Source organism: Pararhodobacter marinus, assembly GCF_003122215.1.
Taxonomy (GTDB): Bacteria; Pseudomonadota; Alphaproteobacteria; order Rhodobacterales; family Rhodobacteraceae; genus Pararhodobacter; species Pararhodobacter marinus.
In genome coordinates this window covers 506019-529673 of the sequence record NZ_QEYD01000001.1, presented here as the reverse complement: position 1 = coordinate 529673, position 23655 = coordinate 506019, and the positions used below count along the sequence as shown (strand labels likewise).

General features: G+C 67.4%; 24 protein-coding genes. 19 read left to right on the top strand and 5 right to left on the bottom strand.

Features of this window, described 5'->3' with window-relative positions:
* Window positions 1-273: 273 nt before the first annotated feature.
* Window positions 274-627 (bottom strand): hypothetical protein, encoded by a 354-nt coding sequence (locus C4N9_RS02580; RefSeq protein WP_109531704.1) that lies wholly within the window; start codon window positions 625-627, stop codon window positions 274-276.
* Entirely contained in the window at window positions 624-971 is a 348-nt protein-coding gene (locus C4N9_RS02575; RefSeq protein ID WP_210403954.1) for a rod-binding protein, read from the bottom strand. Before C4N9_RS02575 ends, C4N9_RS02580 begins: the two co-directional genes overlap by 4 nt.
* A gap of 99 nt (window positions 972-1070) precedes the next feature.
* On the opposite strand from C4N9_RS02575, the gene C4N9_RS02570 reads away from it, so the two are divergent.
* Window positions 1071-3731: a flagellar hook-length control protein FliK gene (locus C4N9_RS02570; RefSeq protein ID WP_109531703.1), complete on the top strand. Its 2661-nt coding sequence runs from the start codon at window positions 1071-1073 to the stop codon at window positions 3729-3731.
* A gap of 9 nt (window positions 3732-3740) precedes the next feature.
* The gene (locus C4N9_RS02565; protein ID WP_109531702.1) at window positions 3741-4406 is read left to right on the top strand and encodes a flagellar hook capping FlgD N-terminal domain-containing protein; all 666 of its coding nucleotides are present in this window, start codon (window positions 3741-3743) and stop codon (window positions 4404-4406) included.
* Window positions 4407-4919: 513 nt separating this feature from the next.
* On the opposite strand, the gene ubiB is transcribed toward C4N9_RS02565, so the two are convergent.
* Together ubiB and ubiE are read right to left on the bottom strand one after the other, a co-directional pair.
* A complete protein-coding gene (gene ubiB / locus C4N9_RS02560; protein ID WP_109531701.1) occupies window positions 4920-6449 on the bottom strand; it encodes a 2-polyprenylphenol 6-hydroxylase in 1530 nt (509 codons plus the stop codon).
* A gap of 1 nt (window position 6450) precedes the next feature.
* The gene (gene ubiE, locus C4N9_RS02555; RefSeq protein ID WP_109531700.1) at window positions 6451-7203 is read right to left on the bottom strand and encodes a bifunctional demethylmenaquinone methyltransferase/2-methoxy-6-polyprenyl-1,4-benzoquinol methylase UbiE; all 753 of its coding nucleotides are present in this window, start codon (window positions 7201-7203) and stop codon (window positions 6451-6453) included.
* Between the two features lie 110 nt (window positions 7204-7313).
* Here ubiE and mutM point away from each other — a divergent pair, with 110 nt between their 5' ends.
* The 13 genes from mutM (at window position 7314) to C4N9_RS02490 (ending at window position 19478) form a co-directional block, all read left to right on the top strand.
* The gene (gene mutM / locus C4N9_RS02550; RefSeq protein ID WP_109531699.1) at window positions 7314-8177 is read left to right on the top strand and encodes a bifunctional DNA-formamidopyrimidine glycosylase/DNA-(apurinic or apyrimidinic site) lyase; all 864 of its coding nucleotides are present in this window, start codon (window positions 7314-7316) and stop codon (window positions 8175-8177) included.
* A 98-nt stretch (window positions 8178-8275) separates the two neighbouring features.
* Complete coding sequence (locus tag C4N9_RS02545) at window positions 8276-9052, top strand: enoyl-CoA hydratase (protein ID WP_109531698.1); 777 nt, start codon at window positions 8276-8278, stop codon at window positions 9050-9052.
* Window positions 9053-9238: 186 nt separating this feature from the next.
* Complete coding sequence (gene rpsT, locus C4N9_RS02540; RefSeq protein WP_109531697.1) at window positions 9239-9505, top strand: 30S ribosomal protein S20; 267 nt, start codon at window positions 9239-9241, stop codon at window positions 9503-9505.
* Window positions 9506-9951: 446 nt separating this feature from the next.
* Window positions 9952-11340, top strand: a complete 1389-nt coding sequence (gene dnaA, locus C4N9_RS02535; protein ID WP_109531696.1) for a chromosomal replication initiator protein DnaA — start codon at window positions 9952-9954, stop codon at window positions 11338-11340.
* A 130-nt stretch (window positions 11341-11470) separates the two neighbouring features.
* Window positions 11471-12589 (top strand): DNA polymerase III subunit beta, encoded by a 1119-nt coding sequence (gene dnaN, locus C4N9_RS02530; RefSeq protein WP_109531695.1) that lies wholly within the window; start codon window positions 11471-11473, stop codon window positions 12587-12589.
* Between the two features lie 220 nt (window positions 12590-12809).
* Window positions 12810-13898, top strand: coding sequence for a DNA replication/repair protein RecF (recF, locus tag C4N9_RS02525; protein WP_109531694.1), 1089 nt, complete (start codon window positions 12810-12812; stop codon window positions 13896-13898).
* On the top strand, window positions 13895-14311 hold the full coding sequence (locus C4N9_RS02520) for a VOC family protein (RefSeq protein WP_109531693.1): 417 nt from the start codon (window positions 13895-13897) through the stop codon (window positions 14309-14311). Before recF ends, C4N9_RS02520 begins: the two co-directional genes overlap by 4 nt.
* A 27-nt stretch (window positions 14312-14338) precedes the next feature.
* Window positions 14339-14959, top strand: a complete 621-nt coding sequence (locus C4N9_RS02515) for a TetR/AcrR family transcriptional regulator (RefSeq protein ID WP_109531692.1) — start codon at window positions 14339-14341, stop codon at window positions 14957-14959.
* On the top strand, window positions 14956-15477 hold the full coding sequence (locus C4N9_RS02510; RefSeq protein ID WP_109531691.1) for a GFA family protein: 522 nt from the start codon (window positions 14956-14958) through the stop codon (window positions 15475-15477). The genes C4N9_RS02515 and C4N9_RS02510 overlap by 4 nt, the downstream gene beginning before the upstream one ends.
* Window positions 15474-15764 (top strand): DUF6958 family protein, encoded by a 291-nt coding sequence (locus tag C4N9_RS02505; protein ID WP_109531690.1) that lies wholly within the window; start codon window positions 15474-15476, stop codon window positions 15762-15764. The genes C4N9_RS02510 and C4N9_RS02505 overlap by 4 nt, the downstream gene beginning before the upstream one ends.
* Before the next feature lie 60 nt (window positions 15765-15824).
* Window positions 15825-16211 (top strand): hypothetical protein, encoded by a 387-nt coding sequence (locus C4N9_RS02500; RefSeq protein ID WP_109531689.1) that lies wholly within the window; start codon window positions 15825-15827, stop codon window positions 16209-16211.
* Window positions 16212-16310: 99 nt separating this feature from the next.
* The gene (gyrB, locus tag C4N9_RS02495; protein WP_109531688.1) at window positions 16311-18749 is read left to right on the top strand and encodes a DNA topoisomerase (ATP-hydrolyzing) subunit B; all 2439 of its coding nucleotides are present in this window, start codon (window positions 16311-16313) and stop codon (window positions 18747-18749) included.
* Window positions 18750-18989: 240 nt separating this feature from the next.
* Complete coding sequence (locus C4N9_RS02490) at window positions 18990-19478, top strand: hypothetical protein (protein ID WP_109531687.1); 489 nt, start codon at window positions 18990-18992, stop codon at window positions 19476-19478.
* A 102-nt stretch (window positions 19479-19580) separates the two neighbouring features.
* Here C4N9_RS02490 and C4N9_RS02485 read toward each other — a convergent pair whose 3' ends face one another.
* A complete protein-coding gene (locus tag C4N9_RS02485) occupies window positions 19581-20474 on the bottom strand; it encodes a LysR family transcriptional regulator (protein ID WP_245902427.1) in 894 nt (297 codons plus the stop codon).
* Window positions 20475-20561: 87 nt separating this feature from the next.
* Here C4N9_RS02485 and C4N9_RS02480 point away from each other — a divergent pair, with 87 nt between their 5' ends.
* The 4 genes from C4N9_RS02480 to C4N9_RS02465 all read left to right on the top strand — a co-directional run bounded on the left by C4N9_RS02480 (window position 20562) and on the right by C4N9_RS02465 (window position 23559).
* A complete protein-coding gene (locus C4N9_RS02480) occupies window positions 20562-21575 on the top strand; it encodes a YeiH family protein (RefSeq protein ID WP_109531686.1) in 1014 nt (337 codons plus the stop codon).
* Between the two features lie 129 nt (window positions 21576-21704).
* The gene (locus tag C4N9_RS02475) at window positions 21705-22379 is read left to right on the top strand and encodes an energy-coupling factor ABC transporter ATP-binding protein (RefSeq protein ID WP_109531685.1); all 675 of its coding nucleotides are present in this window, start codon (window positions 21705-21707) and stop codon (window positions 22377-22379) included.
* Window positions 22376-23014, top strand: a complete 639-nt coding sequence (locus C4N9_RS02470; protein WP_109531684.1) for an energy-coupling factor transporter transmembrane component T family protein — start codon at window positions 22376-22378, stop codon at window positions 23012-23014. Before C4N9_RS02475 ends, C4N9_RS02470 begins: the two co-directional genes overlap by 4 nt.
* On the top strand, window positions 23011-23559 hold the full coding sequence (locus C4N9_RS02465) for a biotin transporter BioY (RefSeq protein WP_109531683.1): 549 nt from the start codon (window positions 23011-23013) through the stop codon (window positions 23557-23559). Before C4N9_RS02470 ends, C4N9_RS02465 begins: the two co-directional genes overlap by 4 nt.
* The last annotated feature ends 96 nt before the right edge of the window (window positions 23560-23655 follow it).

Sequence of the window (23655 nt, the reverse complement as noted above, 5' to 3'; positions counted from 1 at the left end):
GGTTCGTGCCGTGGGATCACGGCGACCAAGCCCTTTCTGGACCTGCGGCTGTCCGCTTTACGGATGTCGCGCCACCGCGTCGGAGCCGTCATGTCGGTTCCCGCCGAGTGCGAGGCCAATCTCGGATCATTCCCTTAACAACCTCTTAAGATCCGCCACCGCCACACCGTCTCGACCCATCGTATTACTTTTAATTTTCAAAGACTTGACCTTTACGAAAGTTAACCAGTTTTGCAGATTCTGTCCCCTTCGGAGCCGTTATCCGCCATCCTTTCACGCACGCCGGTGCAGGCTGCCCGCCGGCGGGTTCAGATCGGCCCGGACGCCGTCGCGCGCGTAGGTCTTGCCCGATCCTCCCGTTTTCGCGCGCCTGATCAAAGCGCGCGCGTCCTTGATGCCGGCGATCGCCGCTTCGAACAGGGACGCGTTGCGGTCCGCCGCCCGCTGGACGATCCGCGCGAGACCCGCATCGGCGCGCGCAAGCGCTCCCTGCGATCGCTCGACCCGGTCGAGAATCGCGACCTTGCGCAGGGCCAGGCTTTCCAGCCGGCCGATATCGCCTTGCACGAGCGCCCGTCGCTCCTGCGTGAGAATCGCCGCAAGCCGGCGCAGATCCTTGCGACTCATGCCCGCGTCTCCGTCGTGCCTGACGGTGCTTGCGGCGTCAGCCCCGCCCGCAACCGCAGGCTCGATTCGATGGCGTCGGCCAATCCGATCCCGCCACGCGCGACGATCGCGCGCGCCTGTTCGTCGGCAAGGAACGATGCGAAATGCTGCTCGCCCTCTCCGCCGCCGTCCAAAGCCTCGGTCGGGCGGAAAAGTCCGGCGCTTTTGAACATTTCGGCCAGGAAACTTGCCTCGAGCGCCTCGGCGCTGCGGCGAATCGCCGGATCGGGGCGGGTCGCTTCGGGCTGGGATCGGGGCGGCATCGCCGCGGACGCGACGGGGAGGGGGGTCAGGGGTTGCGTCATAGTCCTCTCCTTTGGATCGGCCCTCAGGATGCGGGCTGGCGGTAAAGAAGCGGTAACCACCGACTGCTATTGCTGGCTTACCCAAACCGGAGGCCAAGAATGCGCCAAGTCCCGTCTTTCGACCCTGTCTTCACCGCGATTCCCACGCCACGCGCCGCGCCGCCCTCTGCCACCGGCCTGCAGGAAACGCTGGGTTTCCGGACGGTTCTGGCCAATCTTCGCGGTTCCGCCTCGGATGTCGCGCCACAGCCCGCGGCGCGGACGGGCCCGGTGATTCGCGGCGGTGATACGGGCGCGGAGGACGGCTCGATCGCTGCCGAGCGCCCCGTTGTCGAGGCGCCTCCTCCCGCTGACGGGGCTGGTGAAGACGAGCGCCAATCGACCGGCATTCCCGCTTCGGGCGAGCTGAGCCCTGTCGACCTGACGGCCATTCCCGACGACATTCCGCCCGCCGCGCGCGAAATGCCGATGCCGGATCCCGACGCCGGGATCCCGATCGCGGCGGATACGACGCGAGCACAGAACGGGGTCGCGGATGCGCCGATCGACGCGCCGCGAGCGCCGGCACAGCCAGCGCCGGGCCTTCCGGCCACGAGCGCCGGCTGGTCCCCCGATCCCGATCCGGTGACCGAAGCCACGCTGCCCGACACGCCCGCGCGTGTCCCCCCTGCCGAGCCGGCGATGCCTTTGCCTACGGCGACCCGTGCCCCCGCAACCCTGATCAGTGCGGAAGCGTCGGCAAGCGCCGCGCTGCTGCGGGCACGATTCGCCTTGCAGGCGGCGCCGTTGGACACTGTTCCGCGCCGCGATGCGCCTCCCGGAATCGCGACGCCGCCCCGACCGATCGACGCGCCGCGGGAGGGCGGGCTGGTCGCGCTTTCCCCGGGCCAGGCCGGTGGCGTGGCCGAGGGGCGCGCCGTCAGCGGGGCCAGCCGCACGCCGGGCGTTCCCGCAACGCCGGGACTGGGTGGCGATGATGAAAGCCCCGCGCATCCAGCGGGGCGCGAACCCTTCAGCGCACCCATCGGCCAAACGGTGATGGGTGCGGCGAACCACGCCGGAATGAACAATCCGGCGGCGACGTCAAGTGATGAGCCCGTTCTCCGCGGAGATAGGGCCACGGCTGACGCCGACACGCCTGTCGCGACGGTGCCGGTGCAGCAGGCGTACATGGGCGCCGGGACAGCACCCCCTTCACCGGAATCCGCCAAGCCCGAGGCCCATGCGGGGATGACACCTGTCCTGCACGCAGGGTCGCACGTGACACCTCAAGCCGCCGAGACCGTTTCCGAAATCACCGCGCCGACCCCAAACCTGTCCGGACCACAGGCCCCCGCGCCGGCGCTGTCGCTTGCCCGGGTCTCAGAGCCCGTCATGCCGGCACGCGCCGTCGCGCGGTCCGAATTGCCATCTTCCGGCAGCACAGCGCCCGCCCTTTCGCGGGAAAGCCCGGCAGCCTTTGTACCCATGACCGACGCAGCGGCCGCGCGGGCAGCGGCTGACCTCCCCTTTACCGCCGAGCTACGGCAGACGGGGGGCGCCGCTCCGGTCATGCCCGCCGCTTCAGCGCCCGAAAGCAAGATGACCTTGCAGCTCTCTGCGTCCGCCGACGCGGCCGGCGCCCTCCCGCGTGCCGGGCAGCCGAACCCGGCGTCCGACATCCTTTATGCGGCTCCGATTGCGCCATCGAATGCGCCGGGACCGAATAAGCCCCGTCGGGACAGCACCCTGCCCGACCCGAGCCTTTCCCTTGCGCCTCTGGCGTCACGATCTTCTCGCCCCCAGCGCGCGCCCGAGCTGGCCGTCGCAATCCCGATGGCTGTTCCGCCGGAATCGCCGCGCGGGACTGGGACCGCCGTGCCCGCCTCGGGTCCCATCGCCGTCACGCCGGATCAGGTGCGCACCCTGACCTCCGCGCGCGTAACCGAAGCGCCGGTGTCGGCAACTTCCGGACCAACGCCCCCGATGGTCGCGACCGCGCATCCTGCATCACCGATCTTGGTCGCGCCAAAGCCCGCTCGCACCCCACATTCGGCGCCAGATCTCGCCCCCCGGCTGACGGCGTCGGAATCGCCTGCCCCCTACGCGCCGGAATCGGTCAAGCCAGAGCCGACCAGGCTTGCGGAGCCGCTCCGAACGATGGCGAACGCCGCGCCTCCTGCCGCCGGACCCTCCACCCCGTCACCAACCCTGTCTTCGCCGCCCGCCGCTTCCTCTTTGCCCGACGCTCCGGTCGATATCCTACCCGACAGGTTCGAGCCGTCCGCGCGTACCGAGACACCCGGTGACAGCCGGGCCGCGATCCCGCATGCGAGCCCTCAGACCGCGCCCTCCCTCGCACCCGTCGCGCAGGCCCAGCGGATCGGCCAGCAGATTGCGGCACAAATCCAGCATCCGGGCCTGTCCGGCCCCGGCGGCTTTTCCCTTACGCTCGACCCCGAAGAACTGGGCCACGTCCGGCTCACCCTCGTGAACCACGAGGCCGCAAGCGTGCTCATGGTGCATGCCGACCGGCCCGAAACGCTGGACCTGATGCGGCGCCACATCGCGCTTCTGGAACAGGATCTGCGATCCCTTGGCCATGACGCCCTGTCGCTGCATTTCTCTGGCGGTGACGCGGGTCACTTCCAGGATCGGCCCCCGCAATCGCAGCCGGACGATGCCGGGCCACGGGCTCTGGCGGAACCCGCGCCACCCGATCGGCCGACAACGGCTGCGGCACCGGCCCGGGCGCTGGATCACCTCGACCTTCGGCTCTGAGAGGACAGGATGGAAATCGATTCGAGCTTTGGAAACTTCGCCGGCAACGCGCAGGGAGGCAGCTCTCCCGGTCAATCCGACTTCGTCACCTTCCTGCAGATGCTGACCACGCAGATGCAGAACCAGGACCCGCTCAACCCGATGGAAGCGTCGGATTTCGCGGTCCAACTCGCCACCTTTGCCGGGGTCGAGCAACAGACCTATACCAACCAGCTTCTGGCGACGATGATCGGCCAGACCGGGTTGTCCGATCTCGGCGGCTGGGTGGGGATGGAAGCGCGGATCTACGGCGGCGCGCATTTCAGCGGCACGCCGATCGAACTTACCCCCGACCCGGCCCTGGGCGCGGACGAGGTGTTGCTGATCGTGCGCAACGACAATGACGAAATCGTCGACAGCCGCAGCATCGGCCCGGAAACACAGAGCTATCTCTGGGACGGACAGGATGCCCAGGGCAATACGCTGCCCGACGGAACCTATCGCTTCGAAATCGAATCGCGGCTCGATGGAGAAGAGCTCGATACCCAGCCCGTCGCCGCCTATATCCCGATTCTCGAAGCGCGTTATCAGGACGGGGTCACCATGCTGGTCTTGCCCGGGGGATTGTTCGTCGAAAGTGCGATGGTCACGGGCCTGCGCCGCCCGGCCGATCCATCTGAGGCCGAAATGCCATAGACCGGGCGCCGTTTGGCGGCACCTGCGCCCGGGCGCCATGTTGGCCGGGTTCAGGATAGGCCCGATCAGGGGTGTAGTCCCGTCCTCTTCAGCCTTTCTGCAGGCGAGGCAGGCGATCCGGTCTGCCGTGGCGATATCCCGATGCGCAACACCCGTGGTTGCTTGCCCCGCCCGAGTATCGGTTGGGGCAGACCTATGGGTGTTTAAGGAAGGTGTCACAACCCGGCCTCATGGCGAAACATCGCGGCCCCGCGGCAACGCCCCGCACGAAGACCCGGGCCACGCGACGGGCGAGACAACAGCGGGCATATCCGCCGGACCGTCGCCTTTCGCCGGATCAAGCCGCCGGCGGTTTCGCGCGCCGGGCGGTGCCGTCCCGATGCGCGCCGCGACAGCGGCGCGCCCGGTCGCGCGAGGGCCAGGTGGCGGAGACACCTTGCACGAGGGCGAAACACCCCCGTTTGCCGCGGCCATTCCCAAGCGGAAGGGCCGGCGCCACAGACCCCGAGGATCTCAGACCAGCAGCACGGTCACCAGAACCGCCCAGGTCACCGCCGCGCCGGCAATGAACCACGCGACAGGCGCGAGCGACAGCCGCGCCGGTGGCGGGGTCTGCGGCTGGCGGACGCGGATCAGCGCCGCTTCGACCGCCCCGGGCAGATGCGGGCCGAAGCGCGACAAGACCATCGCCGCGCGCCCCAGGTCGCGCATCAGCGCGGCCGGGCCCAGCGATTTGCGGATGTAATCCTCGACCACCGGCTGGGCCACGCGCCAGATATTGATCGACGGGTTGAGCGAGCGCGCGACGCCCTCGACCACGACCATGGTGCGCTGCAGGAGAATAAGCTCGGTGCGGGTTTCCATGCCGAAACGCTCGGTCACTTCGAACAGGTAATTGAGCAGCCGCGCCATCGAGATCCGGCTGGCCTCCATGCCGAAAATGGGCTCGCCGACCGAGCGCAGGGCGCGGGCGAATTCCTCGACATCGCGGTCGGCGGGGACATAGCCCGCCTCGAAATGCACCTCGGCGACGCGGCGATAATCCTTGCGGATGAAGCCGTAGAGGATCTCGGCATAGACCCGTCGGGTATACTCGTCGATCTGGCCCATGATACCGAAATCATAGGCGATGATCTCGCCCCCGGCGCCGACCTTCAGGTTGCCCTGATGCATGTCGGCGTGGAAATAGCCGTCGCGCAGCGCGTGTTTGAGGAACAGCTCGAGCACCCGCTCGCCCAGTTCGGTGCGGTCGACGCCCAGCGCGTCGATGGCGTCGTTGTCGCCCAGCGACACGCCCTCGGCCCAGCCCAGCGTCATCACCGAGCGGCCCGACAGGTCCCAGACCGGGCGCGGCACCCGAAAGCCCGCATCGTCTTCGGTATTGGCCGCGAACTCGGCGGCGGCGGCGGTTTCCAGCCGCAGGTCCAGCTCGCCCATGACCACGCCTTCGAAATGCGCGATCACGTCGGTCGGGCGCAGCCGGCGGGTCGAGGGCAGCAGACGCTCGATCATCCCGGCGGCGAAATAGAAGGCGTCGATATCCCGGCGGAAGGCTTTGACGATGCCCGGGCGCAGCACCTTGACCGCGACCTCTTCGCCGGTCTCGCGCACCCGCGCCCGGTGCACCTGCGCGATCGAGGCGGCGGCGACGGGGGCCGAGAATTCCGAGAACAGCGCATCGACCGGCTGTTCCAGCTCGGCCTCGACCGTGGCGCGGGCCTGTTCGGTGGGGAAGGGCGGCAGCTGATCCTGCAGATAGCGCAACTGGTTCGCCATTTCGAAGCCCACGATATCGGGGCGCGTCGACAGGATCTGACCGAACTTGATATAGGCCGGGCCCAGCGCGGTGATCGCGCGCGTCACCGGCGGCAGCGACGGATCGCCCTTGTGCCCCAGCCATGCAAAGGGCCAGCCCATCACGCGGGCGACAAAGCGCAGCCGCGGCGGCACGTTCATCGCTTCCAGCGCGCTGCGCATGGCCCCCGTGCGCTCGAACGTGGCGCCGGTGCGGATCAGGCGCCAGAGATTGTGCGGCCCCCTCACGTCAGATCTTCCACCCCGAATGCAGGGCGGCGATGCCCATCGTCAGGTTGCGGTATTTCACCTGCTCGAAGCCCGCGGCGCGGATCATCGCGGCAAAGGTCTCCTGATCCGGGAATTTGCGGATCGATTCGACAAGATACTGGTAGCTGTCGCGGTCGCCCGCCACCATCTGCCCCATGCGCGGAATCACGTTGAAGGAATAGAGGTCGTAGACCTTCTGCATCATTTCGTTGGGGATCTGACTGAATTCCAGCACCACCAGCCGCCCGCCGGGTTTCAGCACGCGGTGGGCTTCCTTCAGCGCATCGGGAATGCGGGTGACGTTCCGGATGCCGAAGCTGATCGTGTAGACGTCGAAACTGTTGGCTTCGAAGGGCAGCGCCATGGCGTCGCCCACGACCCAGTCGAGCCGGTCGGCCAGGCGTTCGGCCTCGGCGCGTTTGCGGCCCTCTTCGAGCATCGCCGCGGTCATGTCGAGCACGGTCGCCCGCGCGGTATCGCCCGCCCGGCCCAGGAAGCGAAACGCGACGTCGCCGGTGCCGCCCGCCACGTCCAGCAGGTGCTGGCCCGGCCGCGGCGCCAGCCAATCCATCAGCGCATCTTTCCAGACACGGTGGATGCCCATGCTCATCAGGTCGTTCATGACATCGTATTTCGACGCCACCGACGAGAAGACGCCATGCACCATGCCGGCCTTCTGATCCTCGTCCACGGTCTGGAAGCCGAAATGCGTCGTGCGGTTGTCCGGGCTCATGCGGGTCCCCTGATCCTGTGCGCCGATCTTGCGCCTGGCTCTTCCTTAGCCGAGGATGGCGGCCCTCACAATCCAAGCCCCCGCCCCAGCCCTGCGACCCGGAGTCACCATTGCCTGAACTGCCCGAGGTGGAAACCGTGCGTCGCGGCCTTGTTCCCGCGATGGAGAGAAAGCGCATCCTGCAGGCCGATGTGCGCCGGCCCGATCTGCGCTGGCCGCTGCCCGAACGCATGGCCGAGCGTCTGACCGGCGCGCGGGTCGAGCGTCTGCGGCGGCGGTCGAAATACATCCTCGCCGATCTCGACATTGGCGAGACGCTCATCATCCATCTGGGCATGAGCGGACGCATGACCGTGTCGGGACTGGCCGAAGCCTATGTGCCGGGCGAGTTTCACCACGCCCATCCCCTGACGCTGAAACACGATCATGTCGTCTTCGACATGGAGGGCGGCGCGCGGGTGACGTTCAACGATGCCCGGCGTTTCGGCGCGATGGACCTGATCGACACCGCGCGGGCCGAGGAACATCCGCTGCTGGCCGCGCTGGGCCCCGAACCGCTGGGCAACGCCTTCAACGCCGATCTTCTGGCCGCGCGTCTGAAGGGGCGCAAAGGTCCGATCAAGGCGCTGCTTCTGGATCAGAAGCTGGTGGCGGGGCTGGGCAATATCTATGTCTGCGAGGCCCTGCACCGCGCGGGCATTCATCCCGAACGCGCGGGCGGACGGATCGGCCGGGCGCGGATCGAGCTGCTGGCCGTGACAATCCGGCAGGTCCTGCAAGAGGCGATCGAAGCGGGCGGATCCAGCCTGCGCGACTACCGGCAGGCCGATGGCGAGCTGGGCTATTTCCAGCATACGTTCCGCGCCTATGACCGCGAGGGCGCGCCCTGCCCCACCGCCGGCTGCGACGGAACGATCCGGCGCATCGTGCAGGGCGGACGCTCGACATATTTCTGCCCGCGCTGTCAGCGTTAGGCCGGGCAGAGAGTCCTTGATCCCTCCCCAAGGGCTGGTAGACACGTCGGGAATACCGGCCGGGCCCCCCGGCCCCGGGACAATGTCAGGGACACCTCATGGCCTATGAAACGATTGTCGTCGAAGTCGCGCAGCATGTCGCGACGATCAAGCTGAACCGCCCCGAAGCGCTGAACGCCCTGAACTCGCAATTGCTGGGCGAACTGGCCGAGGCGCTGAAAGCCGCCGACAAGAACGAGAAAGTCCGCGCCATCGTGCTGACCGGGTCGGAGAAAGCCTTCGCCGCCGGTGCCGATATCAGCGAGATGGCGTCGAAAAGCTTCGTCGACATGTTCGAAAGCGATTTCTTCACGCCCGAAACCGAGATGCTGCTTTCGGTGCGCAAGCCGATCATCGCTGCGGTCGCGGGCTATGCGCTGGGCGGCGGCTGCGAACTGGCGATGATGTGCGACTTCATCATCGCCGCCGAGAATGCCAAGTTCGGCCAGCCCGAGATCAACCTGGGCGTCGTGGCCGGGATCGGCGGCACCCAGCGCCTGACGCGCTTCGTCGGCAAGTCCAAGGCGATGGACATGCACCTGACCGGCCGCTTCATGGATGCCGAAGAGGCCGAGCGGTCGGGGCTGGTCAGCCGCGTGGTGCCAACCAAGAAGCTTCTGGAGGAAGCGCAGGCGGCGGCGCAGAAGATCGCGTCGAAATCGGGCATTGCCACCAAGGTGGTGAAAGAGGCGGTGAACCGCAGCTACGAAACCACCCTGCGCGAAGGTCTGCTGTACGAACGCCGGGTGTTCCACGCGCTGTTCTCGACCGAGGATCAGAAAGAGGGCATGGATGCCTTCCTGGAAAAACGCGAGCCGCAATTCCGCGACAAGTGATCCGCCGCGTCGGTCAGGCGGGGGCGATTCGGGCTTTTCAACCGGCCGCTTTTGCCGTATGGCCTGCCCCCACATGCGCGTGGGCCCGCTTAAGGCAGGAATCGACCTGATCCCGAGACGATGTCTCAACGGATCGGTGGGTCTGGGCGCAACGATATTGTCACAGACCCGAAAGAGCCCGAACCCATGGCCAATACGCCCCAGTCCAAGAAGCGCGCCCGTCAGTCGGAAGTCCGCTTCGCCGTCAACAAAGCCCGCCGCTCGCGCATCCGCACCTACCTGCGCAAGGTCGAAGAAGCGATCGCCTCGGGCGATGCCGCTGCCGCCAAAGCCGCTCTGGATGCCGCCCAGCCCGAACTGATGCGCGGTGTCACCAAGGGCGTTCTGCACAAGAACACCGCCTCGCGCAAAATGTCGCGCCTGTCGTCGCGCGTGAAGGCCCTGAACGCCTGAGCCGACGCCCGGACCGGATTTAACATTTTGTAAATCCTTGAAAAAGCGCACCGGCCGGTGCGCTTTTTTGGTTCTGCTCCGGCGTGCGACAGACCAAGTGTGGCAGGAAAACTACGCCCAGCGCGATTCCTTCGGACCCGCTGCCTGTCAAGCCCGATCTAGTCCTTGTCCCCGCGCCCCGCGCCTTGCTAGCGTGCCCTTGCGATTCACAAAGCCCTGGGGGGGTTTTTCCTGAGCGCGCGTTCCGATGGCCGGGGCTGCCACCCGGCTGTCCAGACGCGCGTCAAAGGGTCGGGCTGCCACCTGACAGCATGTCCCCTTAGACCACCGACCTGCAGCGCGGGCCGGGCGGGACTTTTGTTTCGCGATCCGTCGACCGGAAATACCGGGCGATACAATAATGAAAAAAACGGCCACGCCCCGGGCGTGGAATGGGTCGGGACAGAATGACAAAGAACGCGTGGGGCAAAGTACGCAGTAAGCTTCGTGAGACGGTCGGCGACCACAATTTCATCACCTGGATCGCGCCGCTCGAGCTGGCCGATATCCGCGACGGCGTCGCCGTCATCGATGCGCCGACGAATTTCATCGCCAACTGGGTCGACCGGAATTTCGCAGATCATATCCAGCGGGCGCTGAACAGCGAAGGCGCCGGCCTGCACCGCGTGCAGATCCGCGTCGTGCCGAAAAGCCAGCGCGCCGCCCAGCCGCAGGCCGCGGACAGCGCCGAGGCGCCGGATACCGCACCGCACCCCGCGGCCAGCGCCGCTGCGAGCGCGGTTCCGGGCGATGAACTGCCCGGCGCGCCGCTCGATCAGCGCTATACCTTCGACAATTTCGTCGTCGGCAAGCCCAACGCGCTGGCCCATGCCGCCGCGCGCCGGGTGGCCGAAGGCGCCTCGGTCACGTTCAACCCGCTGTTCCTGTACGGCGGCGTGGGGCTGGGCAAGACCCACCTCATGCACGCGATCGCCTGGGAATTGCAGCAGCGCAACCCCGAGGCCCGCGTGCTGTATCTCAGCGCCGAGCAATTCATGTACCGCTTCGTGCAGGCCCTGCGCGAAAAGCAGATCATGGACTTCAAGTCGCTGTTCCGCTCGGTCGATATCCTGATGGTCGACGACGTGCAGTTCATCGCCGGCAAGGAATCGACGCAGGAAGAATTCTTCCACACGTTCAACGCGCTGATCGACCAGAACAAGCAGATCGTCATCTCGGCCGACCGCGCGCCGGGCGAGATCAAGGATCTCGAAGACCGCATCAAGAGCCGCCTGCAATCGGGGCTGGTCGTCGATCTGCACCCCACGGATTACGAGCTTCGGCTGGGTATCCTGCAGCAAAAGGCCGACCTGAACCGCGCCAATTACGGCGACGTGTCGATTGCGCCCGACGTGCTGGAATTCCTCGCCCACCGGATCACCACCAATGTGCGCGTGCTCGAAGGCGCGCTGACCCGGCTTTTCGCGCTGGCCTCGCTTCTGGGTCGCGAGATCACGCTCGACATGGCGCAGGACGCGCTGGCCGATATCCTGCGCACCTCGGATCGCAAGGTCACGGTCGAGGAAATCCAGCGCAAGGTGGCGGATCACTACAATATCCGCCTGTCCGACATGATCGGGCCGAAGCGGCTGCGCACCATCGCCCGCCCCCGGCAGATCGCGATGTATCTGGCCAAGCACATGACCACCCGCTCGCTGCCCGAGATCGGGCGCCGTTTTGGCGGTCGCGATCACACGACCATCCTGCACGGTGTGCGCAAGGTCGAGGAACTGCGCGGCACGGATTCGCAGCTGGCCGAGGATCTGGACCTTCTGCGCCGCCTGCTGGAAAGCTGAGCCCACGGGACCCAAGAACAGCGCGTGAACCTTGACCTTGCTGTCAAACCCACGCAAACAAACACACAAAGAGTAAAATGGCCGGACCGGCGCCTGCCGGGACCGGCCTGACGTGTCGGAGGGATCGACGATGAAGATCAGCATCGAACGCGCAACGCTGCTGAAGGCCGTGTCACAGGCCCAGTCGGTGGTCGAGCGTCGCAACACGATCCCGATCCTGGCCAATGTGCTGATCGAGGCCGAGGATGCGACGGTCAGCTTCCGCGCCACCGATCTGGATATCGAGGTGGTCGACCGCACCGCCGCCATGGTCGAGCGCGCGGGCGCGACGACGGTCTCGGCGGTGATGCTGCACGAGATCGTGCGCAAGCTGCCCGATGGCGCGCTGGTCTCGCTGACCGACGATCAGCGCACCGGGCGGCTGACGGTCGAAGCCGGGCGCTCGACCTTCTCGCTGGCGACCCTCCCGCGCGAGGATTTCCCGGTCATGGCCTCGTCGGAATACCAGACGAATTTCTCGGCCAAGGCGGGCGATCTGAAGCGGCTGTTCGAGAAATCGAAATTCGCCATCTCGACCGAAGAGACGCGCTATTACCTGAACGGCGTCTACATGCATGTGGCCGAAACCGAGAATGGCCGCGCCCTGCGCTGCGTGGCGACCGACGGCCACCGGCTGGCCCGTATCGACGCGGCGCTGCCCGAAGACGCGGCCGGCATGCCCGGCGTGATCGTGCCGCGCAAGACGGTGAACGAGCTGCGCAAGCTGCTCGACGACGACGAAGCCGACATCGCCATCTCGGTCAGCGAAACCAAGGTGCGCTTCGCTACGCCGGAAATCGCGCTGACCTCGAAGGTGATCGACGGCACCTTCCCCGATTATTCGCGCGTCATCCCGGCGGGCAACACCAAGCGGCTGGAAGTCGATGCCAGCGATTTCTCGAAAGCCGTGGACCGGGTGGCGACGGTGTCGTCCGAGCGGTCGCGCGCGGTGAAGCTGATCCTCGACGAGGACAAGCTCACGCTCAGCGTCAACGCTCCCGACAGCGGCACCGCCGAGGAAGAACTGGTCGTGGCTTATGGCGACGAGCATCTCGAGATCGGCTTCAACGCGAAATACCTGCTGGAAATCGCCAGCCAGATCGACCGCGAGAACGCGGTCTTCATGTTCAATTCCTCGGGCGAACCGGCGCTGGTGCGCGAGGGATCGGATACCTCGGCGGTCTATGTCGTGATGCCGATGCGCGTCTGACGCGCGCCGCACAGGATGGACGGGTTGAGAGGGGGCTGTCTGCCCCCCTCGGCCATTCGGCCTCACCCCCCGAGGATACTTGGAGAACAAAGACGCGGGCCTTGACCCTTCGTTAACCTCCGCCGTCTTTGTTCCTCAAATATCCCAGGGGGTCCGGGGGAGGATCCCCCGGGTGCCGGGGTTCCTTGCGGCGCCGGGGATTGTTCCGTAACCCTTTCGCATGTCCCTGCGCCTGACCCGCCTCACCCTGTCGCGCTTCCGTTCGCATCCGCGAACCGAGGTGGCGTTCGACGGGCGGCCCGTGGTTCTGTTCGGCGCGAACGGGGCGGGGAAGACCAATCTTCTGGAAGCCGTGTCGTTGTTGTCGCCCGGCCGGGGCCTGCGGCGCGCGTCGGGGGACGAGCTGGGCGCGCAACCTGCCGGTCTGGGCTGGAAGATCGAGGGCGAGATCGGGCGCGACGGCACCGCGCACGAGATCGAGACCGGCGCCGCGCCCGGGCAGCCGCGACAGGTCCGCATCGACGGCAAGGCGGCGCCGCAATCCGGTCTGGGCCGGCTGGTGCCGATGCTGTGGCTCACCCCTGCGATGGACCGGCTTTGGATCGAGGCGGCCGAGGGGCGGCGGCGGTTCCTGGACCGGCTGGTGCTGGGCTTCGTGCCCGATCATGCCGAGGTCGCGCTGGCCTATGAAAAGGCCATGCGGCAGCGCAACCGGCTGCTGCGCGACGGCGTCACCGATCCGCGCTGGTACGGGGCCTTGGAGGCGCGGATGGCCGAAGCGGGTGGCGCGATGCGCGACAATCGTCGCGCCGCGCTGGCGCGGCTGGCGGGCGCCGTGGATACGGACAGCCCCTTTCCGCAACCCGAGCTGACGCTGGCCGATGACAGTCCCGAAGACCTGGCCTCGGCGCTGGCCGAGGGGCGGCGGCGCGATATGGCGGCCGGGCGCAGCCTGATCGGGCCGCATCGCGCCGATCTGTCGGCGATCTGGGCCGCGCGGGGATGGCCCGCCGCGCAATGCTCGACCGGCGAGCAGAAGGCGCTGCTGATCTCGACCGTTCTGGCTCATGCGCGCGCGCTTCATGCCGAGGTCGGCCATGCCCCGCTTCTGCTGCTGGACGAGGTGGCCGCGCATCTCGATGACGCCCGGCGCGCGGCGCTTTACGACGCGATCTGCGCGCTTGGGGCGCAGGCATTCCTGACCGGGACCGGGCCGGAGCTTTTCACGCCGCTGGGCGCCCGCGCGCAGGTGTTCCGCGTGACCGAGGATCAGGGCAATTCCCGTCTGCACGAAGAGGAGCTGGCATGAAGGCGCAGCGCATCACCCTTGTCACGCTGGGCGTGGCGGATCTGGAGAGGGCCAAGGCGTTCTACGCTGCGCTGGGCTGGCAGCCGGAAGAGGACGCGCCGGGCGTGGTGTTCTACGATCTGGGCGGCATGAAGCTGGGATTGTTCGGACTGGAATCGCTGGCCGAGGATCAGGGCCGGCCGGGCGCCGCCCTTGGGACCGGCGCCGTGACACTGGCGCAGAATTTCGACAGCCGCGAGGCCGTGGATGCCGCTTATGCGCGGGCGCTGGATTGCGGCGCGACACCGCTGAAGGCCCCCGAGGCGGTGTTCTGGGGCGGGTATTCGGGCTATTACGCCGATCCCGACGGGCATGTCTGGGAGGTGGCGCATAACCCGTTCTGGCCGCTCGATTCCGACGGGGCGCTTGCCTGAATACCGACCGGATGGTATGGTCACGCCATGCCCCGGCCCACAAGACAATCCCCCGAGCGCGGCGCCGCCCGTCTTCGCATCCTTGAGGCCGCGCGCGACGTGATCCGCGCCAAGGGTTATGCCGCGACCAGCGTTGACGAGATCTGCGTCCGCGCAGGCGTGACCAAAGGCGCGTTCTTTCACCATTTCGCCAGCAAGGAAGCGCTGGGCGTGGCCGCGGCCGAGTTCTGGGGCCGTTCCACGGGCGCGCTGTTTGCCTCGGCGCCGTATCACGCGCCCGAGGATCCGCTGGACCGCGTCTTCGCCTATCTGGCCTTTCGCCGCGCGCTGATCGGTGGCGCGCTCTGGGAATGGACCTGTCTGGCCGGCACCATGGCCGAGGAAGTGCACGCCACCCACCCCGCCATCGCCGACGCCTGCGGCGCCGCGATCTTCGGCCATGCCGCGACGCTGGAGGCCGATATCGCTGCCGCGATGGCCGCGGGCGGGATCAATGCGCCCGATGCGCCCAGCCTTGCGCGGCATACGCAGGCGGTCCTGCAGGGCGCCTTCGTCATGGCCAAGGCCGGCGGCGGCGAGGCGGCGGCGCGCGAGGCGATCGACCATCTGACCCGCTATGTCGCGCTGATTTTCGGGAGAGAGACATGAGCACGATCACCTGCCGCTGCGGCGACACCGCGCTGGAACTGACCGGCGGCCCGATCATGACCGCCACCTGCCATTGCACCTCGTGCCGTACAGCCGGGGCCGAGCTGGCGGCGTTGCCCGGGGCGGTGCCCGTCGCGGATGCCCATGGCGGCACGCCTTACGTGATGTGGCGAAAGGACCGGGTGACGGTTCTTCGCGGGGCCGGGCATCTGCGCGAACACCGGCTCTCACCCAAGGGGTCGCGGCGGGTGGTGGCCGTGTGCTGCAACAGCCCGCTATACCTGAACTTTCCCGGCGGGCACTGGCTGTCGCTTTATGCTGCGCGCTTCGACGCCCCGCCTCCGCCCGAATTGCGGACGATGCTGATGGACGTCGATGGCCCGCTGCCCGATGACGGCATTCCCGGCGCGAAACGGCAGACGGCGCGGTTCATGGGGAAATTGCTGCTGTCCTGGGCAGCGACCGGGTTCCGGCGCTTTCCGCTCGAACCGATGCCCCCCTTGGAGGTTACCCAATGAACGAGAAGATCGAGGTCGAGAACGTCAATTCCCCGGGCCGCACCACGCGGGTCGACCGCGCGAAATACGAGGCTGCGCGCGCGGCGCTGATGGCGGTTCTGCCTGACAGCGCGCCCGGCATGACCCCGCGCGAGGCACAGGCGGCCATGGTCGCGCACCTGCCCGGGGATCTGTTTCCCGGCGGCGAGAAAGTCGGCTGGTGGATGAAATGCGTCCAGCTGGATCTGGAAGCCAAGCGGCTGATCACACGCGCCCCGAAAGCGCCCGTGCGGCTGTGGCGCGCTTGACGCAGACGGGGCCCCGCGTCAGCATGGCGCTCTGATCCCCACCCCCGCCGGAGCCTTTCGATGCGCGCCCTTCTTGCCCTTCTGTTGCTCGCCGCCGCGCCCCTGAGCGCGCAGACCATCCCTACGGACCTGCAGGGACAATGGAGCGGCGAGGGATCGCAACGCGGAGGGACGGCATGGCGGATCGATATCGATCTGGACGCGGACAGCGGCGTAGCCTTCTATCCCGGCGAGGCCCCCTGCACCGCGCGCTGGCGCTTCCAGACGGGGCTTGAACCCTTCGCGTTTTTCTCCGCCGCCGGGCATGAACAGATCGTCACCGGGCACGAGCATTGCATCGACGGGCTGGGGCTGTTTCTGCGCATGGGCACCGACGGCGCGCTGGTGGTGGAGTGGCGCGGCGAGGACGGGGTGCCGATGGCGATCGCGCGGTTGGCGCGCGGATAGGGCAGGACCCGCTCAAACCGCGCTAAATCTTGTGTCCGAAGCGTGACAATACCCCCGGAATCCGCTATCGACGGGGGGCAACAAGGACGGACACACTCCATGACCGCACAAGCCGCTCCGCGCGAGGAATATGGCGCCGATTCCATCAAGGTTCTCAAGGGCCTGGATGCCGTGCGCAAACGCCCGGGGATGTATATCGGTGACACGGACGACGGCTCGGGCCTGCACCACATGGTGTACGAGGTCGTCGATAACGGCATCGACGAAGCGCTGGCAGGGCATGCGACCTCGGTCCATGTGAAGATTCACGCCGATTCCAGCGTCTCGGTGCGCGATAACGGGCGCGGCATTCCCACCGATATCCACGCGGAAGAGGGCGTCTCGGCGGCCGAGGTCATCATGACCCAGCTGCACGCAGGAGGGAAGTTCGACCAAAACAGCTACAAGGTGTCGGGCGGTCTGCACGGCGTCGGCGTGTCGGTGGTGAACGCGCTCAGCGACTGGCTGGAACTGCGCATCTGGCGCGGCGGCAAGGAATGGAAAGCGCGGTTCGAAAACGGCGAAACGGTCGAACACCTGACCGAGATGGGACCGGCGAAAGAGGGCGAGAAGGGCACCGAGGTGCGCTTCCTGGCCTCGGCCAAGACGCACCGCCCGGACGGCACGTTCAGCAATCTGGACTACGTGTTCAAGACGCTGGAAAACCGCCTGCGCGAGCTCGCCTTTCTCAACAGCGGCGTGCATATCGTGCTGGAAGACGAGCGCCCCGCGGAACCGCTGAAAACCGAGTTCTGCTATGAAGGCGGCGTGCGGGAATTCGTGCGTTTCCTCGACCGCTCGAAACAGCCGGTCATGCCCGAGCCGATCTTCATCGACGGCGAGAAGGACGGCATTGGCGTCGAAGTGGCGATGTGGTGGAACGACAGCTACCACGAAAACGTGCTGCCCTTCACCAACAACATCCCGCAGCGCGACGGCGGCACCCACATGGCGGGTTTCCGCGGCGCGCTGACCCGCACGATCACCCGCTACGCGCAGGAAAGCGGCATCGCCAAGAAGGAAAAGATCGCCTTTTCCGGCGACGACGCGCGCGAAGGGCTGACCTGCGTGCTGTCGGTGAAAGTGCCCGATCCGAAATTCAGCTCGCAGACCAAGGACAAGCTGGTCTCGTCCGAGGTGCGTCCGGCAGTCGAGAATCTGGTCAACGAAAAGCTGTCGGAATGGTTTGAAGAAAACCCCGGTCCCGCGCGGCAGATCGTCGGCAAGATCATCGAGGCGGCCTTGGCGCGCGAAGCGGCCCGCAAGGCCCGCGACCTGACGCGGCGCAAGACAGCGCTGGACGTGGCGTCGCTGCCCGGCAAGCTGGCCGATTGCCAGGAACGCGATCCGTCGAAATCCGAGTTGTTCCTTGTCGAGGGTGACTCGGCCGGCGGTTCGGCCAAGCAGGGTCGCTCGCGCCAGAACCAGGCGGTGCTGCCCCTGCGCGGCAAGATCCTGAACGTGGAACGCGCGCGCTTCGACCGGATGCTCAGCAGCCAGGAGATCGGTACGCTGATCACCGCGATGGGCACCGGGATCGGCCGCGACGAGTTCGACCTGAACAAGCTGCGCTACCACAAGATCGTCATCATGACCGACGCCGATGTCGACGGCGCGCATATCCGCACGCTGTTGCTGACGTTCTTCTTCCGGCAGATGCCGCAGCTGATCGAGGCGGGGCACCTCTATATCGCCCAGCCGCCGCTCTACAAAGTGTCGCGCGGCAAGTCCGAGGTCTATCTGAAGGACGTGCCGGCGCTGGAAGATTACCTGATCCAGCAGGGCATCGACGGCGCCGTGCTGCGGCTGAAATCGGGCGAAGAGCTGGCCGGGCAGGACCTGTACCGCGTGGTCGAGGCCGCGCGCGCCTTCAAGCGCGTGCTCGACGCCTTCCCCACGCATTACCCGCGCAACATCCTGGAACAGGCAGCGATTGCCGGCGCCTTCGATCCGGGCAAGGTCGATGCCGACCTGCAGGCCGTGGCCGACAATGTCGCCGCGCGGCTGGACATGGTGGCCAAGGAATACGAACGCGGCTGGACCGGGCGCATCACGCAGGATCACGGCATCAAGCTGTCGCGGATCCTGCGCGGGGTCGAAGAGATCCGCACGCTGGACGGTGCTGTCCTGCGCTCGGGCGAGGCGCGGCGCCTGGCCCGCGTGTCCGAGGACACGCGCGGCGTCTACACCAATGCCTCGTCGCTGGTCCGGCGCGAACGTCACCAGACGATCTATGGCCCGACCGACCTGCTGAACGCGATGCTGGAAGAGGGCGAGCGCGGGCTGTCGCTGCAGCGCTACAAGGGTCTGGGCGAAATGAACCCCAACCAGCTTTGGGAAACCACGCTGGACCCCGAGGCGCGCACGCTGTTGCAGGTCAAGATCGACGATGTGGCCGAAGCCGATGACATCTTCTCGAAGCTGATGGGCGACATCGTCGAACCGCGGCGCGAATTCATCCAGAAAAACGCGCTGAGCGTCGAGAATCTCGACGCCTGATCCGACCTCGACACCTGATCCGAAAAGGGTTCGCGCATAGCACTGCGCGAACCCTTTTTTTCCTGCACGGTCGGAAGCCCCGCGCCAAAACGCGTGCCGCCCCGGATCTGGCCCGGGTAGCCCCGCCCAGAACGAAGTTCAGATTGATCGGCACAAGGGTGCCGAGAGCATAGGGTCGACCGCGACGGGAACAAAGCGAACGAGCTTTTTCGGCGTCTCAAGGTCGACACCGTTCTTCGTGTGAAGCTGACCGGGCGCAGCGGCTACGAGGTTGTCCGATCGTTGCGAAGGCGGGCAGGCGATGCCGGCAACACTTTCAGCGCCGGTTCGCTGATCAGCGACCGGGCCACGAAACGCGCCATGATCGGTGACCGCGAAAGACAGATGTGCACGCGAAGTGCAGTTGCTGGAGATCCTGATCCGCAACATGGGCCGGGTACTGACCAAGGAAGATGTCGCCGCGTCCCGACGGGCGCCCGGAATGCGGATCTGGCGGCCGCGTTCATCGGCTTCCTTCTGTCCCGCGAAGGCCAAGGCATCCTTGCCGATCGGACGCCGTTGCTGCCGCTGATCCCGACACGCGCGCCAGGGACCCAGATCGAGCGTCAGGTCCGCAACCATATCGGAACCTTTCTTCCGGTCCGGCTGACACCCGGCCTGTTGACCTATCTCGACGAGATCAAACGCCGCGATTTCCTCTACGCCTGGGAAACGGCACTTGGCCGATAGGGAAGGGCTTCGGCGCCCCGAAACGGTGGGCGGCGATGCCGTGGCGCCGGGTCGTCGGGTCGCCGGACGGGACTCCCAACGCGGGGGACGGGGAACAGCGACTCACCCGTCGCGCAGCAGGTCCAGAAAGGCGGACGCGGCACGGCTGCGGTGGCGGGCGCGGTGCGTGACCGCGTGGAACAGCCGTCGGGGAAAGGCCAGCGACGCCGCGCGGACATGGCCGCGCTCCAGGTGCGGCGCGGCAGCCAGCGCCGACAGCACGGTCGCGCCATGCCCGGTTTCCACCGCCGCGATGCAGGCCTCGTTCGACGGCAATTCCAGCACCGGAAGGATCGCCACGCCCAGCGCCTGCATCTCGGCGTCGAATTGCGCGCGCGTGCCCGATCCCGGCTCGCGCAGGACCCAGTCGCCCTGCGCCAGATCGGCAGGCCCCGGCGCGCGGTGCTGCCACGGGTGATCGGGCGCCGTCAGCAAGAGCAGCCGGTCCTCGCCGATCACCTCGGTTTCGAATTCGGCGCCGTCGATCCGACCTTCGACCAGCCCCAGATCGGCCTCGCCCGCGCGCAATGCAGCCAGAACCTGCGCCGTATTGCCCTGCCGGAAGCTCAGCGCGATGCCGGGGTGACGGGCACGGAACCGCATCAGGTGGCGCGGCAGGGCGTAGCTGGCGACGGTCTGGCTGGCCTGCAGACGCAGGGTCCCGGTTTCGCCCCCGCGCAGATCGGCAAGCCAGCGCCTCGCCTCTTCGGCGCGGCGCAGAACTTCGGCCGCGCGGGGCAGGAAACCCCGCCCGGCCTCGTTCAGCGCGATACCCCGCCCGACGCGATCGAACAGTGCCACGCCATGCTGCGCTTCCAGCGCGGCAAGCGCCGCGCTGACCGCCGATTGCGTCAGGTTGAGCTGCTTCGCGGCGCGGGTGACATGCTCGTGCCGGGCCACGGCCAGGAAGATGCGCAATTGTTCAAGGGTCACGGGATGGGCCAATTGATCGATCAATCCGATCATTTCATGAAAAACATTCGGTTGGAATGATTTTTCGGTCCGCTCTATCTTCCCTTCGACGCGCCCGACCGAGGAATCCGGATGTCTGCCGCCCTGCCCCATATCCCCCGCAAGAGCCTGCTGCCTCTGGCGCCCGGGCTGGCCCTGGTCGCCGGGGTGACGGCGCTGGCCTTCGCGCTGCGCCTGTTGCCGGGCCTGCACGCCCTGAGCCCGGTGATCGTGGCGATCCTTCTGGGCATGGCGCTGGCCAATCTGCGCGCGCCGTCCGACGCGGCGCAGCCCGGTATCGCCTTTGCGGGCAAAGGGCTGATGCGCGGCGCGGTGGCGCTTCTGGGTGCGCAGATCACGCTTGGGGATCTGGGCGCCTTCGGGATCGGCGGCGGCGTGGCGATCCTGACCGCCGTGGCGCTGACCTTGCCCGCAAGCCATGCCATCGGCCGCCGTCTGGGCGTGGCCCCGGACCTGTCGCTGCTGATCGCCACCGGCAGCGCGGTTTGCGGCGCCTCGGCCATCGCCGGGGCCAATGGCGTGATCCGCGCGCGGGTCGAGGTCGTCAGCTATGCCGTGGCAACGATCACGCTGTGGGGAACGCTGGGCCTGTTCGCGATCCCGCTGGCCGCCGGCCTGCTGGGCCTGACGCCGGTTCAGGCGGGCCTGTGGGCCGGGCTGTCGCTGCACGAGGTCGCGCAGGCCGTCGGCGCGGGCTTTGCAGGGGGCGAGACGTCGGGCCAGGCCGCGCTGGCGATGAAGCTGGGCCGGGTGCTGATGCTGGCAGGGGTGATCGCGGTCCTGGCCCGAAGCCACGGCGCGGTCGCAAAGGGGCCCGCAGGGGAAAAAGGCCCGGGTGTGCCGGGATTCCTGTGGGTCTTCATCGCGCTGGTGCTTCTGAACTCGGCCGGTCTGCTGCCCCTGCCCTTGCGCGAGACCACGGCGCTGATCACCCCGGTTTTGCTGTCGGCGGCGCTGGCCGGGCTGGGACTGACCACCCGCTTCGACCGGCTGCGCTCGCTGGGGCTGGCGCCGCTGGCGCAGGGCGGCGCGGCTTTTGGCCTGATCGCCGCGCTGGGTCTGGCCGCCGCCTTGTGGATCGGCTGACCTGCCCGCTTCCCCGACGCTTGCAAAAGACCAGAGTTCGGGGCAGTTCAGGGGCGCGTTGCGCTGGCGGCGGGGACGAGGCAGGGATCGAGGGATGGACCGGCGAAAGCAGGCAGCACAGGCCGCGCGATGATCGAGCTGCGCGACGTCACCCACCGCTATGGCGAGCGCGTGGTGCTGCAGGATCTGTCCCTGCGGCTGGAAGAACGGCGCGTGGCGGTGATCGGCGGCAACGGGTCAGGCAAATCCTCTTTCGCGCGGCTGCTGAACGGTTTGCAACTGCCCAGCGAGGGACAGGTGCTGATCGACGGTCTGGATACCCGGACCGAGGGCAAGGCCGTGCGGCGCCGCGTGGGATTCGTGTTCCAGAACCCCGACAACCAGATCGTCTTTCCCGTGGTCGAGGAAGACCTCGCCTTCGGGCTGAAAAACCTGCGCCTGCCGCGCGACGAGATCCGCGCGCGGGTCGAGTCGGCACTGGCGCGCTATGACCTGACCGAGCTTCGCGAGCATCCCGCGCATCTGTTGTCGGGCGGGCAGAAGCAGCTTCTGGCGCTTGCCGGGGTGATGGCGATGGCGCCCGCGCATATCGTTTTCGACGAACCCACCACGCTTCTGGACCTGCGCAACAAGCGCCGCGTCGCCCGCGCCATCGCCGAGCTGCCGCAGAACGTGGTGATGATCTCGCACGATCTGGAATTGCTGCGCGATTTCGACCGCGTCATCGTGCTGGACGAAGGCCGCATCGTCGCCGATGACCGGCCCGGTCCGGCGATCGATTTCTATGAAAGGCGCATGGCGTGATCCTGTCGGATTACATCCCCGGCACCGGGCTGTTGTGGCGCCTGCCGCCCGGCAGCAAGCTGCTGGCGCTGGCCGCGCTGGGCACGCTTCTTCTGGCCGTGCCAAGGCTGGATCTGGCCGCTCTCACCTTCGCCGCCGTGATCGCGCTGTATCTGGGCTCGGGTCTTGGCTGGCGGGTGATCTGGCGCATCCTGCGGCCCATGCTTGTGATCCTGGCCGTCATCGCGGGCGCGCAATGGTGGCTGTTCGACGCGCTCTCGGCGGCGATGGTGGCGCTGAGGCTGGCGGCGCTGCTGCTGTTCGCCTCGCTGGTGACCCTGACGACGCGAGCCTCGGACATGATCGCGGCCTTCGAGCGCGCGCTGTTCTGGCTCAGACCGCTGGGCGTGAACCCGGCCAAGGTCAGCCTTGCGCTGTCGCTTGCCCTGCGCTTCATCCCGGTGCTGGGCGCGATCACCGCCGAGGTGCGCGAAGCCCAGCGCGCCCGGGGGCTGGAACGCAGCGTGATCGCCACCGCCGTTCCGGTCATCGTGCGGCTGCTGAAAATGGCCGACGACATTGCCGACGCCATCGAGGCGCGCGGCTATGATCCCGCCCCACAATCCCCCCGTCCGACAGGAGACACCCGTCCATGAGCACCCGTGACATCGTCCATATCGCGCTGTTCGCCGCGCTGACCGCCGCGCTGGGGCTGTTCCCCCCGCTCACCCTGCCCGCGGTGGGCGTCGCCATCACCGCGCAAAGCATGGGGCCGATGCTGGCCGGGGCGCTGGTCGGCGCGAAACGCGGCGGGCTGGCGCTGGCGCTGTTCTATGTGCTGGTCGCGGTGGGCATGCCGCTGCTGGCCGGCGGGCGCGGCGGCATGGGCGTTCTGTTGGGCGCTTCGGGCGGGTTCGTCCTGGCCTGGCCCATCGCGGCCTTCGCCATCGGCTGGGCCTATCAGCGAGCGCGGTTCAATCCCGGTCTGCCCGGCGAACTGGCGATCCTTGCCGTGTTCGGCATCGGGCTGGTCTACCTGATCGGCGTGCCGTGGATCTCGGCCGTGGCGGGGCTGAGCCTGTCGCAGGCCTTCATCGGCTCTCTCGGTTTCATTCCCGGCGACCTGATCAAGATCGCCGTGGTGATCGCCGTGACCCGGACCGTGCGGCGTGCCTATCCCGCCCTGTCGCAGGGCCGGTAAAACAAGCCGGTAACGAAGGGCTGGTTTGCGCCGGGTCGGGCTCTATCTGTAAGGCGGGCGAGGTTTTGTCCCCGCCCTTCCCCTGCCAAACGGGTT